The organism is Crenobacter oryzisoli, from assembly GCF_030385785.1.
GTDB classification, from domain to species: Bacteria; Pseudomonadota; Gammaproteobacteria; order Burkholderiales; family Chromobacteriaceae; genus Crenobacter_A; species Crenobacter_A oryzisoli.
In genome coordinates, this window is the sequence record NZ_JAUEDK010000046.1 from 21605 (window position 1) to 34552 (window position 12948).

9 protein-coding genes and 1 pseudogene are annotated in these 12948 nt (G+C 64.0%); 3 read left to right on the forward strand and 7 right to left on the reverse strand.

Going from position 1 to position 12948, the window contains the following annotated elements:
- Entirely contained in the window at window positions 1–1368 is a 1368-nt protein-coding gene (locus QU481_RS18870) for a glutamine synthetase family protein (RefSeq protein ID WP_289831549.1), read from the reverse strand.
- Between the two features lie 177 nt (window positions 1369–1545).
- Between QU481_RS18870 and QU481_RS18875 the strand changes: the two genes are divergently transcribed.
- Window positions 1546–2418 (forward strand): MurR/RpiR family transcriptional regulator, encoded by an 873-nt coding sequence (locus QU481_RS18875; protein WP_289831550.1) that lies wholly within the window; start codon window positions 1546–1548, stop codon window positions 2416–2418.
- 39 nt (window positions 2419–2457) lie between these two features.
- On the opposite strand, the pseudogene QU481_RS18880 reads toward QU481_RS18875, so the two are convergent.
- Together QU481_RS18880 and QU481_RS18885 are read right to left on the reverse strand one after the other, a co-directional pair.
- Window positions 2458–3255: pseudogene (locus QU481_RS18880) on the reverse strand (IS5 family transposase).
- A 370-nt stretch (window positions 3256–3625) separates the two neighbouring features.
- Entirely contained in the window at window positions 3626–4237 is a 612-nt protein-coding gene (locus QU481_RS18885) for an NAD(P)-dependent oxidoreductase (protein ID WP_289831551.1), read from the reverse strand.
- 158 nt (window positions 4238–4395) lie between these two features.
- Here QU481_RS18885 and QU481_RS18890 point away from each other — a divergent pair, with 158 nt between their 5' ends.
- Window positions 4396–4806, forward strand: a complete 411-nt coding sequence (locus QU481_RS18890; RefSeq protein WP_289831552.1) for a winged helix-turn-helix transcriptional regulator — start codon at window positions 4396–4398, stop codon at window positions 4804–4806.
- A gap of 76 nt (window positions 4807–4882) precedes the next feature.
- On the opposite strand, the gene QU481_RS18895 is transcribed toward QU481_RS18890, so the two are convergent.
- From QU481_RS18895 to pdxR, 3 genes are all read right to left on the reverse strand, one after another.
- Entirely contained in the window at window positions 4883–5929 is a 1047-nt protein-coding gene (locus QU481_RS18895) for an HD-GYP domain-containing protein (protein WP_289831553.1), read from the reverse strand.
- A 108-nt stretch (window positions 5930–6037) separates the two neighbouring features.
- Entirely contained in the window at window positions 6038–9919 is a 3882-nt protein-coding gene (gene hrpA, locus QU481_RS18900; protein WP_289831554.1) for an ATP-dependent RNA helicase HrpA, read from the reverse strand.
- 76 nt (window positions 9920–9995) lie between these two features.
- Entirely contained in the window at window positions 9996–11426 is a 1431-nt protein-coding gene (pdxR, locus tag QU481_RS18905) for a MocR-like pyridoxine biosynthesis transcription factor PdxR (RefSeq protein WP_289831555.1), read from the reverse strand.
- A gap of 235 nt (window positions 11427–11661) precedes the next feature.
- On the opposite strand from pdxR, the gene QU481_RS18910 reads away from it, so the two are divergent.
- Complete coding sequence (locus QU481_RS18910; RefSeq protein WP_289828201.1) at window positions 11662–12681, forward strand: IS110 family RNA-guided transposase; 1020 nt, start codon at window positions 11662–11664, stop codon at window positions 12679–12681.
- Here QU481_RS18910 and QU481_RS18915 read toward each other — a convergent pair.
- Window positions 12660–12948: hypothetical protein (locus QU481_RS18915; RefSeq protein ID WP_289828580.1), on the reverse strand; the 289-nt coding region annotated here is incomplete at its 5' end. The genes QU481_RS18910 and QU481_RS18915 overlap by 22 nt on opposite strands.

The window sequence follows — 12948 nt, forward strand, 5'->3', positions numbered from 1 at the left end:
TCAGATGATCTCGAAGTAGCGGTTCAATTCCCAATCGGTTACGTGACGCTGGAACTCGCGTTCCTCCCATTCGCGGGTGGCTGCAAAGTGCTCGACGAAATCGTCACCCAGCCAGTCGCGTGCCACGGCGGAATGCTTGAGTTGCTGCGCGGCCTCCCATAGCGAGCGCGGCAGGCGGCGCTCCGGCGGTGCATCCAGCAGGTAGCCGTTGCCGGTGATCGGGGCATCCGGCTCGATCTCGTGCTCGATGCCGTACAGGCCGGCTGCCAGTGCGCTGGCCAAGGCCAGGTAGGGGTTGCTGTCGGCGCCCGGCAGGCGATATTCCACGCGCTGCGACTTGTTGCTGCCCGGGATGGCACGCAGCGATACGGTGCGGTTGTCGATACCCCACAGCGCGGAGGTGGGGGCCCAGTAGCCAGGAACCAGGCGACGGAAGCTGTTGATGGTGGGCGCCGCCATGCAGGCGATCTGCGGCATCAGCGCCTGCATGCCGCCGATGAAGTGACGCATGGTGCGGCTGATGTTGCCGGGCTGGCTCGGATCGTAGAAGGCGTTGTCGCCAGCACGGTTCTTCAGCGAGATGTGGATGTGGCCGCCTTGGCCTGAGTAGTCCTGGTGCCACTTGGCCATGAAGCTGCAGGTACGGCCCTGTTTCTGCGCCAATACTTTGGCGAAGGTCTTGAACAGTGCGGCGTTGTCGGCGGCCTGGAGTGCCTTGTCCACACCCAGCGCGGCTTCCAGCTGTCCCGGGCCGGTTTCCTCGTGGAAGCCTTCCAGCGGCATGTTCATCGCCTCGCACAACTGCATCAGGCCTTGGTAAAACTCGGTATTCACCGAGTTGCGCAGCACCGAGTAGCCAAAGGCACCGTGTCCCAGCGGCTTGATGTCCTGGTAACTACGGTCCAGCAGCGCACTATTGCTTTCATCGGCCACCAGGAATTCGTATTCGATGCCGGCCATCGGCTCGAAGCCCATGCTACCGGCGCGCTCGACGACTCGGCGCAGCAGGCCGCGCGGGCAGAGGCCTTCCAGTCGGCCGACCACCTCGCCCTGCACCAGGATCATGTTGTCTTCCAGCGGCAGCTCGCGACAGCTTTCCGGAATGATGCGCACCTGGGCATCGGCATAGCCGCGCTGCCAGCCGGTAAGCTTGGTGTTGTCGTACAACTTGTCACCCACATCCCAGCCAAACACCACGTCACAGAAGCCAAAGCCGCCATCGAGTGCGGACAGGAACTTGTCGTGCGACATATACTTGCCAGCCATGACACCATCAATATCGTACAGCCCGACCTTGATCTGCTTGAGGTTGCGCTCCTGAATGAGCGTGCGCAGATCATCTGCGGTCCTTACTTTGTGTGCTTCCATGTCTACCTCTCTGCTTTGTCGATGTTCGGGGCGGTTTTTCTGCCCTCTGTGCATAGTAGTAAACGTTAGAAATCGTTATTGCAAGTGCGTAAATGTAATAAAAATTTCGTTGTCGCCGGAGCGGCTATCGGCCAAACTGTTGGCAAGTACCGCCAATGCTGGAAAAGAGAACTGCTGATGAGACAAAACTGCTCTGTTGCAGAATTGCTGCGATCGGAAATGGATAAACTCACGCCCACCGAGCGTAAGATCTCGCGCGTGCTGCTGGCCAACTATCCGGTAGCGGGACTGGAAACCATTGCCCAGCTGGCGGCTAGGGTGGAGGTGAGCGGTCCCACCGTGCTGCGACTAGTGAGCAAGTTGGGCTTTGACAGCTATACCGCCTTCCAGGCCGCACTGCGCGGGGAGCTGGAGGCTCGCCTGCAATCACCATTAGTGCGGCGTGAGGTCGGCATGGCGGCGGAGGGCACAGATTTTCTGGCTGATTTCGTGCGCCGGCAGACCGAGTTGATGCAGCAGACCGTGGCCAACGTCAGCCAGGCGGAATTCGATGGCGCGGTGGAACTGCTGGCCGATCCCAAGCGCCGAGTCTGGCTGCTGGGTGGCCGGCTTACCGAGCCGCTAGCGGCCTACCTCGCTCATCACCTGAAGGTAGTGCGCTCGCAGGTGACATTGTTGCGGCCCTTGCCGACCAGCTGGGCAGACAACTTGGTGGACATGGGGAAGCACGACGTGCTGGTGGTGTTCGATATCCGCCGTTACTGGCAAGATGCGCAGCGTATGGCTGAGATGGCGGCGCAGCGAAAGGTGCAAGTGGTGCTGTTCACCGACCAGTGGCTGTCGCCGGTATCGCGCTGCGCCCGATACACACTGGCCGCACATACCGCCGGACCGGCCGGGTGGGATACCAACACACCGCTCTTGATGCTAGTGGATGCACTGATTGCCGCGGTGAATACCCGCCACTGGGGCGACATCCACGAGCGACTGCAAGAACTGGAGCGAATGAGGGCTGAGCTTGGGGAAGGCGACGAGTCCATGCGGCGATAACAGATGTGAACGCTTAATCGGGTCGTTGTTAGAGCCTGTTCACGACCTCCTGCGCAGCAGAGCCAAAAAGGCCAGATGGACGAACTGCAAGCGGGTATTGAGTCAGCGCTCGCAGTTTTTCCACCGCCTTCTGTTTTTCTCTAACCAGGCAAAACGACGCTCAACGATCCAACGCTGAGGCATGACTTGAAAGCGTGCAGTTCGCTGCGCCGGGCAATCAGCACAGTAACCTGCTTACCCAGCATATCTCATATGCCCTGCGCGAACGACTCACCCACGTAGCCGCTATCTGCCAATAGGCTTTGCACTTGCTGCAAGGCCGGCCTGCAACGCTCAAGTGTCAGCCACGCCCCTTTGCGATCAGTGACTTCGGCTGTGGTCATTGCCACAGCGTGCGGCAGTCCCCGAGTGTTCACGACAGTGTGACGCTTGATGCTTGAAATCTTCTTGCCTGCGTCATAACCCTTGGAGCCCGCCGTATCCGAGTTCTTCACACTCTGTGCGTCCGCGATCAAGAATGTGCTGCAGGCGTTGCGTCCCAGTCTGGTTCGGGCCACGCCAACCTGATTTTTTGAGCGCCTGCTCAAGCAGGCTCACGCCCTGACTGTCGGGCTCGCTCCATTTGGCAAAGTACGAATACATCGTACGCCACTTGGGAAAGTCACTGGGCAGTGCCCGCCATTGGCAGCCGGTAGGCAACAGATACAGTACGGCGCACCACACTTCATTCAAATCTACCGTCCGGGGCTTGGTATTCCTGTGTGCCTGTTCCAGCAGTGGCTCGATTTGCTCGAACCGCTCACGGCTCATGTCACCGGGGTATCTCTTGCTTCGCATCTCACTATTGCCGCGGCTACGCCCGAGATAGTGAACAGGTTCTAAGTAAGCGTGTTGCGTCGCGGGCGTTCTTGCATTGGCGAGAATATGAACTCTTGGTCTCGGTCGCCCCGATGGCAAAGCGGGTCGTTTCAGCACAGAAACGAGTGACGACTGGGGCAGTGGCGAATGCTGTTCGGTGGTCTGCAGACGGTGTTGCTGGTGCACGCGATGGTTGCAGCATCCAGGATGCGCACCTGTTCGGCCCGGACGGGTAGCCGGTGGTGGTGTTCGGCTGAGCCGGGGGCTGGAATGACAAAGGGCATCGCTAAAAAGCGATGCCCTGTGCTTTTGTTGGGGAGCCGAACGCCGGCCCCCGGGGTCGCTATGCTCAGTAGCCGACGGTAAAACGCTGGCGGCTATGCTGCGGGTGCTCCAGCTCGTCAATCATCGCGATCGCGTAGTCTTCCATCGAGATGTGGCTCTTGCCTTGGGTGTCGCAGAGCAACTGATCTTTGCCCAACCGGAACTGGGCGGTACGCTCGCCCGGTGCGAACAGCGCCGACGGCGACAGGAAGGTCCAGTCGATGTCGGTTTCGCCACGCAGGTCGTCGAGGAACTGCTTGCCAGGCTCGGCTTCGACCCGGTATTCGGCCGGGAAGCCCGGGCTGTCGAGCAGGATGGCGCCCAGCTCCACTTCCAGGCTGGCGGCACCGCCGACCACCAGTAGGCGCGGAACCTCGGCGGCTTTCAGAGCGGCCAACAGCGGGGCGGCCTTGACGGTCTGGAAGCGTGCGGAGCTGATCACCGCGTCGTGACCTCGCAGCGCTTCGACCAGCTGTACCGGGTCGGCCGCGTCGGCCTTGACGAGCGACACACCAGCCGGGGTGCCTGCTTGTTCTGGGTGGCGGACGATGCCGGTGACCTGATGGCCGCGGCTCAGTGCTTCTGCAGCGATGCGCGAACCGGCGCGGCCGGTCACGCCGATGATGGCGATCTTCATGGTGAGTCCTCTTCTTTGGGGTCGGGCCCGTCGACTTGGGCGGGCCATTTATGATGGTTCAATCCACTGTGGCCGATCGGTGTAGTGGTTATCGAAAGTAACCAGTATAATTTTTTAGAACTTTGGCGCAAGAAGGCACTTTTGAGGAAGCAAGGCACATGGACGTAACCGACAGCCGTAGTCAAACCGGCGAAACGGGGCGGGGGCGCCCGTCCGCACTGCAGGAATTCAAATGTCCGATTCGTGATGTGCTCGACCGGGTTGGCGATGCGTGGAGCGTGCTGGTGGTGACCAATCTGGCAGAGGGGCCGACCCGCTTCAATGAGCTCAAAAGGCGCATCGAGGGCATTTCTCAGCGCATGTTGACGGTGACGCTGCGCCACCTGGAGCGCGACGGACTGGTGTCGCGTACGGTGATGCCGACCACGCCACCGCAGGTGGAATACGCGCTGACCGATCTCGGGCATTCGCTGTGTCGGCCGCTCGATGTGCTGGCCGACTGGGCGACCGCCAACCAGCCGCTGATCAGGGCGTCGCGTGAGCGCTACGACGCTGAGTCGGGCGGTTGAGCCTGGCTCGGGAGGCAAAGAAACAGGCCCCGGCATTTGTCGGGGCCTGTTGCATGATGAAGGCTGGTCGTACGGGCTAGACCGGCCAGAGCCGCGCCAGCGCGCCGGGGCGCAGATTGGCTGCGTGCGGGCTGACCGCCTGCTCGATCAGGTAGCTGGGCTGGGTGGTGTCGCGATGCTGCGGTGAACGGCTGGGTTGGCCGTCGGCATCGCGCACAGTGATCACGTCCGGCGTGGTGGCTCGTGTCAGGGTTTTCACCACCACGGCGATCTCGCCGCTCATCAGGCGCACGAAGCTGCCCGGCGGGTAGACGCCCAGTTCCTTGATGATGGCGGTGGTCACTCGCTGCTCGTAGTGATGATCCTCGTTGCGGAACAGCTGGCCGAGCGCCACCGACGGCACCAGCGCCGGTCGGTAGCTGCGCGGCATTAGCTTGGCACAGGTGATGTCGGCGAGGTGCAGGATGTGAGCCAGCGGGTCGATCACATCGCCCTGGAGACCCTGAGGATAGCCGCTACCGTCCAGTTCCTCGTGGTGACTGGCGACGATGGCAAGCCAGCGCAGGTCGGTGACGCCGGCTTCGCGCAGCAGCGTCACGCCGAGCAACGGGTGCTCCCGCATCAGCTGGTGCTGTGCGTCGCTCAGCGCGTGCTCCTGGTGGTGCAGCATGTTCTGCAGCGAGACCATCGCCACGTTCATTGTTAGCGCGGCGCAGACGAGACAGTGTCGCTCTTCAGTGGACAGGGCGAGCCGTGGCGCCAACTTGGCACAGAGGGCGGCCACGTGCACGCTGTGCGCCGGCGCGTAGTCGCCGAATGGGACCAGCAGCAGCGAGGCGACCAGGCCGTCCGGGTGGCGATCGGCCAGAGCGATCAGCTCGCCGGCCACGCGCTCTACGCCGCTGACGAAGACCACCCCGTCGCGGCGAGGGTTTTCCAGCAGCGTCGCGGTGCGGCGGATCTGCTGTTCCAGCGCTTGCAGCGCATTGTCGGCCTGCAAGGGAGGAAGGCGTGGCGCAGGGGGCTCGACGGCGTTCGGCCCGGCCGCCATCCCGGCGCCGGACTCCGTGGGAAAAGGGGAGGCCGCCCCCGGTGCCGGGGCAGGCAATTCGTCGTTTGGCACGCGGGCTCCTTATCAGACAAGTGTCGGCAAGATGGAAGGGGTGACGATAACCCTTCCATGCTCAGCCGGCAGTAGGCATTGCGTTGGTATATTTGGGCCTGAGTCGATCTATGTCAAATTGCGCGGCAGGTCGTTCCACGCTTTCTGCAGCCGTTTCATCGAGACCGGATACGGCGTCTTCAGTTCCTGCGCGAACAGGCTAACGCGCAGCTCCTCGATCATCCAGCGGAACGCCATCAACTCGGCCGACGGTTCGCCGCGGTCCTTCTCCTCGGTGACACGCGCTTCCCATTGCTTCCACAGGTCGCGGATCTCGGCGCCGCGCTGGCCGTCGCGCTGCGGGTTGGTCACCTGTTTGTCCATGCGCAGGCCCATCGCCTTCATGTAGCGCGGCAGGTTGGGCAGCTGTTCCCACGGTGTGGCGGCCAGGAAGCCCTTGTAGACCAGCTGATCGAGCTGGGTCTTCAGCTCGTTGCCGAGCCGGTGCTTGGCGATCCTGGCGGTCAGCGCCGGGTATTCGCCGGCGATCTGGTTGAGGTAGCTGGTCACCGCCTGCGTCACCGCCGGCAGGCGGGTGCGCGCGCGGGTCTTCTGGTCGTTGAATTGTTTCTCGTTGCGCGGCAATTCGTCGTCGCCGATGAAGGCGCGGTCGCAGATTGCCGCGATCGCGTCGGCCAACAGGTCGTCGACATTGGCGACACCGCGCAGCTGTAGGCCGATCTGGGTCATGCCTGGCAGGCCCTTGCCGAGCTGCTTCATCTGTTCCTTCAACTGGAACTGCAGTAGCCGTACCACGCCGCGGCGCATTGCACGTTCGGCACCGAGTTCGGTGTCGAACAAGCGGATCGCGACGCGGTCTTCCTCCAGCGTCAGCGCCGGGTAGCCGGTCAACTGCTGGCGGCCGCGCGCGAACTGGATGCTCTTCGGTAGTTCGCCGAAGTCCCAGGTCTTCACGTCGTCGCGCTCGAAGTCGAGCGAGCTGTCACGGAAGGTCAGTTGCGCCGCCTGGCCGAACTGCTTCTGCAGCTCGACCAGGTCGCGGCCCATGCCCAGCTCCTGCTTGCCGTCGTCGATCACGCGGATGTTGAACTGGCTGTGCGTCGGCAGCTCGGCGCGCGCCAGCTCCACCGGGTCGACCTTGATGCCGCCGGTTTCGCGCAGGATGAAGTGCGCCAGCTGCGGGGCGATCGGCTTGCTGCGGTCGACCTTGCTCGACAGGAAGCGGGTGACGAAGTCCGGCACCGGCACGCAGGTGCGGCGGATCTGCTTGGGCAGCGACTTGATCATCAGTGCCAGCTTGTCACGGATCATGCCCGGCACCAGCCACTCGAGCAGCGCCGGCTCCAGCCGGTTCAGGATCGGCAGCGGCACGTCGACGGTCACGCCGTCGAGCGGGTGGTTCGGTTCGAAGCGGTACTTCAGGCGCAGTCGGCCGTCCGGGGTGTCCAGCCATTCCGGGAACTGGTCCTCGGTGATGTTCTCGGCGGCGTGCTGCATCAGATAGTCACGCGACAGCCATAACAGCTTGGCCTCGGCCTGTTCGGCTGACTTGCGCCACACCTCGAAGCTGGCCGCGTCGACCACCTCGGCCGGGATCAGCGCGTCGTAGAAGCCGTACAGCACCTCGTCGTCGACCAGCACGTCCTGGCGGCGCGCCTTGTGTTCCAGCTGCTCGATCTCGCGGATCAGCCGCTGGTTGTGCTGGAAGAACGGTGCGTTGCTGCTGTAGTCGCCGGCCACCAGTGCACCGCGGATAAACAGCTCGCGCGAGGCGGTAGGGTCGATGCGGCCGTAGCTGACCGGGCGGCGCGGCACCAGGGTCAGGCCGTACAGCGTCACGCGCTCGCTCGCGACGACTTCGCCGCGCGCCTTTTCCCAGTGCGGGTCGAAGTAGTGGTACTTGATCAGGTGCGGCACCAGTTTCTCGACCCATTCCGGGTCGATCTTGGCAACGCAGCGCGCGTAGAGCTTGCTGGTCTCGGTCAGCTCGGCGGCGACCAGCCATTTCGGTTTGGCGCGGCGCAGGCCGGAGCCGGGGAACACGTGGAAGTGCACGCCGCGCGCGCCGAGGTAATCATCGCCTTCCAGCGACTTCATGCCGATATTGCCGACCAGACCGGTCAATAGCGCCTTGTGGATCTGCTCGAAGGTGGCCGGTGCGGTGTTCGGCACCAGGTTGATTTCGCGGGCGATCTGCGCCAGCTGGCCGTGCAGCTCGCGCCATTCGCGCATGCGGATGTGTGACAGGAAGTGCTGGTGGCACAGGTCGATCAGCTTGCGGTTCGACTCCTTGTGGCGCAAGGCGTCGTCGAAGAACTCCCACAGCGCGATGAAGGACAGGAAGTCCGACTTGTCGTCGGCGAATTTCGCCTGCGCCCGCTCGGCCGCCTCGCGCGCCTCGAACGGCCGCTCGCGCGGGTCCTGGATCGACAGGGCCGATACCAGGATCAGCATCTCGTGTACACAGTGGTGTTCACGCGCCGCCAGCAGCATCCGGCCAACCTTGGGGTCGACCGGGATACGAGCCAGTTCCTTGCCGATGTCGGTGAGCTCGTTGCGCTCAGTGACCGCCCCCAGCTCCTGCAGGATCTGGTAGCCGTCGGCGATCAGGCGGCTCGACGGTGCCTCCAGGAACGGGAAGGCCGCCACGTCGCCCAGGCGCAGCGAGGCCATGCGCAGGATCACCGCCGCCAGGTTGGAGCGCAGGATTTCCGGGTCGGTGAACGCCGGGCGGGCATTGAAATCGTCCTCGGAATACAGGCGCACGCAGATGCCGGCCTCGACGCGGCCGCAACGGCCGGCGCGCTGGCGGGCGGCCGCCTGCGAGATCTTCTCGATCTGCAGCTGTTCGACCTTGGCGCGCGGGCTGTAGCGGTTGAGGCGCGCCAGACCCGTATCGATCACGTACTTGATGCCCGGCACGGTCAGCGAGGTCTCGGCCACGTTGGTGGACAACACCACGCGCCGCCCGCCGGACGGCTTGAAAATCTTCTGCTGGTCTTCATTACTCAGCCGGGCGAACAGCGGCAGGATCTCGTAGCCGCGCAGGCCGGACTTGCGCAAGGCCTCGGCGGTGTCACGGATCTCTCGCTCGCCGGGCAGGAAGACTAGCATGTCGCCGCCACCCAGGCGCGACAGCTCGTCGACCGCGTCGACCACCGCCTGCTCCATCTCGACTTCGGCCTCGTCCTCGTCGCGCTCGGACAGTGGGCGGTAGCGCACCTCCACCGGGAAGGTGCGGCCGGACACTTCCATCACGGGCGCGCCATCGAAGTGCTTGGAGAAGCGCTCGGCATCGATGGTGGCCGAGGTGACGATCACCTTCAGGTCCGGGCGGCGCGGCAAGAGCTGTTTCAGGTAGCCAAGCAGGAAGTCGATGTTCAGCGAGCGCTCGTGCGCCTCGTCGATGATGATGGTGTCGTAGGCGTTGAGGAAGCGGTCGGTCTGGGTCTCGGCCAGCAGGATGCCGTCGGTCATCAGCTTGATGTAGCTGGCGTCCGAGGTCTTATCGGTGAAGCGCACCTTGAAGCCGACCACCTCGCCGATGCTCGACTGCAGCTCCTGGGCGATACGGGTCGCTACCGAGCGCGCGGCCAGGCGGCGCGGCTGGGTGTGGCCGATCAGACCGGTGACGCCGCGGCCCAGCTCTAGGCACAGCTTCGGAATCTGTGTGGTCTTGCCCGAGCCAGTCTCGCCGCAGATGATCGTCACCTGGTTGGCAGCGATGGCCGCCTTCAGCTCGTCGAGCTTCTGGTTGACCGGCAACGCCGGGTCGAACTGCGGGCGCGGCAGGCCGGCGCGGCGTGCCTCGACGCGGCTGCGCGAGCGCTCCACCTGCGCAGCGATGTCGGAGAGCAGCTTGTCGGCAGGCTGGCCGCGCTTGGCACGGTCGGCGGCGTCGGCGAGTTTGCGGCGCAGGCTGTGCTGGTCGCGCAGCAGGCAGTGGGGCAGGGCGGCCTTGAGTTGGGCCAGAAGCGGGGCGGCGGTCATGCGGCGTAAAGAGCGGTGTTGGATAACGAGGCGGCGATTATAGCAGAGCTGCCTTGCCGCGCCGTTCGGCCAACCTTTACTGCCCGTCCAGTGCCTCCCGTACCCGCCGTGCCAGGGCCGGTGCTTGTTCGACCGGTACGTTGGCGAAGCCGAACAGTAACGCCGGCGGATGGCCCCCCTGCGGGCTGAAGTGCGACAGCGGCTGGCCGGCCAAGCCCCGGGCGGTCAGTCGCGCGGCGACGGCGCGGTCGTCCTCGCCCTCTGCCAACCAGCCGATCAGTTGCAGCCCGACTGCGTGGCCGTCGAGCTGCAGCCTTGTGCCGCACTCGGCCTCCAGCGCGGCGGCCAGTGCGGCACGGCGTTCTGCATAGAGCGCGCGCATCCGTTTGATGTGGCGGGCGAAGTGGCCCTGTCGCAGGAAGTCGGCCGTGGTGGCCTGGTCGAGGATGGAAGGGGCCGGTGAGAACAGGTCGGCGGCTTCGGCGAATCGCGCCGCCTCGCTCGCTGGCACTACCAGATAACCGAGGCGCAGGCCGGGGAACAGCGTCTTGCTGAAGCTGCCGATGTAGAGCACCCGCGAGGCGGTGTCGAGGCTCTGCAGTGCCGGTAGCGGCGGGCCGTCGTAGCGGAACTCGCCGTCGTAATCGTCCTCGATCACCCAGGCGCCTTGCTGCTGTGCCCAGTCGAGTAGTTCGAGTCGGCGCGGCAGCGACAGAGTGACGCCGAGCGGCGCATGGTGGGACGGGGTGCAGTAGACCAGGCGCGCCTCGGGGCAGCGGCGGATCGCCTCGTCCATCTGCAGGCCGTCCTGGTCCACCGGCACCGGCACCAGCCGTGCCCCGGCCAGTCGCAGTGCGCCACTGGCGCGGAAGTAGCCGGGATCCTCCATCCAGACCGGGTCGCCGGTGTTCAGCAGCGTCTGCGTCACTATGCTTAGCGCTCCCTGGAAGCCGTTGGTGATGAACACCTGCTCGGTGCGGCAGTCAATGCCGCGAAACAGCGCCAAGTGATGGGCGATCGCCTCACGCAACGGCAGATAGCCGGCTGGGGCCGGATAGCTCAGCCCTGCCAGCGACAGCGAGCGGGCCCGTTGCCCGGCCAGCCGCGCCCATAGCTTGCGCGGGAAGGCGTCGAGCGCAGGCAGTCCGAGCTGGAATGGCAAGGGCTGTAGCAGCTCGCGCGGCTCGGTCTGGGCCGGGGGCGAGGCATCAGGCACGACATGGCGCGCCAGTTGACCGACGCGGCGCGCCTCCAGCTGCGGATGCACCACCGTGCCGGCGGCGGCGCGGCTGAGCAGGAAGCCTTCGGCCAATAGCTGACCATAGGCCTGGTCGACGGTGCCGCGCGACACCGCCAAGTCGGCGGCCAGCACCCGCGTCGCCGGCAGGCGGGTGCCGGGCGGCAGCTGGCCGGCCAGGATGGCATCGCGGATGCGCTGGTAGAGCTGGCGGTGCAGCGGCAGCGCCTGCTCGCGGCGCAGTTCGAACTGGAGGGTAGAGGTGGTCATGGCCTGGTCGTTTTGACGGTTTTTGGCTCTGATCACTATACCATTGGCCGAGTATCTTGCTGGAAAGACTATGACGCAGTGCTGACCTGCAAGGAGATGTAATGGACGCCTCCCTCCTGCCCGAAGGTGACGACGGCGGTCTGCAGAACGACAGGAGCCCTCGCAATACCTGACGGCATCTAAAGTGCCAAAGTGGTGGTGTAGCAACAACCACAAACGGTAAGGAGGGCTCGATATGAAGATTACGACATTCGGTCTGGACCTGGCAAAGCGGGTTTTCCAACTGCATTGGGTGGATACCGCTACCGGTGAAATCTGCCGCCGGCAAGTGAAACGGGCGCAACTGAACGAGTTCTTCGCCAACCGGGAAACGTCGGTGATCGCGATGGAGGCCTGCGGCAGTGCGCACTACTGGGGCCGGCTGTTCCAGGAGCTTGGGCATGAGGTCAGGCTGATTCCCGGGCAGTTCGTCCGTCCGTTCGTGAAGAGCAACAAGACCGACGCAGCCGATGCGCAGGCGATCTGGGAAGCGGCGCAGCGGCCAGGGATGAAGTTCGTCGCGCTCAAGAGCGAAGGCCAGCAAAGCGTGCTGATGTTGCACCGGATGCGCGAGCAGTTGGTGAAGATGCGGACGATGCAGACTAACCAGCTACACGGGCTGTTGTACGAGTTCGGAGCCGAGCTGCCAAAGGGGCGACACAAGGCGCTGGAGCGGATTCCTGATGAGCTTGCGCGGCTGGAAGACACGTTGCCAGTGATGGTGATCGAAGCGATCCGTAGCCAACTACAGCGAATTGAGACATTGGGCCAAGACATCGCCGAGCTTGAGCACAAGCTGGCGGTGTGGAAGAAGGAAGATGAAGCAGCCAAACGACTGATGGCCATTCCGGGTGTCGGCTTGCTCACCGCAACAGCGGCGGTAGCAATGATTGGGGATGCCAAGACATTCAAGTCTGGGCGCGAGTTTGCCGCCTTCCTCGGCCTGGTGCCACGCCAGAGCGGCACCGGCGGGCGAGTGAAGTTGCTGGGGATCAGCAAGCGCGGTGATGTGTATCTGCGCACGCTGCTGATTCATGGCGCCAGGGCAGTGGCGACGCATCAGAAGGTGCGCGATCCCTGGCTGGACCAGTTGCTGGCGCGACGACCGTTCAATGCGGCGGTGGTAGCGCTGGCCAACAAGATGGCACGAACGATCTGGGCGCTGTTGGCCCATGGCCGGACGTATCAAACGGACTACGTGGCCAAGGCCGCGTAAAAGATTAACGAACCCTTTAGGAGGTGGATCGCTGAAAGGTTGCGCAGGTTGATGTGCGCTTGATGGCAGAACAGGTCGGACCGTGGGGAAGTAAGCCTGAATGATGGCCAGTCCTTCGAGGACTCCAAGGAGATGAGGCCTTCCCCTGCGAATTCCATCAGGGCCAGCAGACTCCGAGTCTGCAATAAAGGCCGGATATAAGTCTGCAGCCAGATCTCGAAGCCCGCATCGAACATCGCTTGCCAAGCCGGGAGGCGTCCATATAAG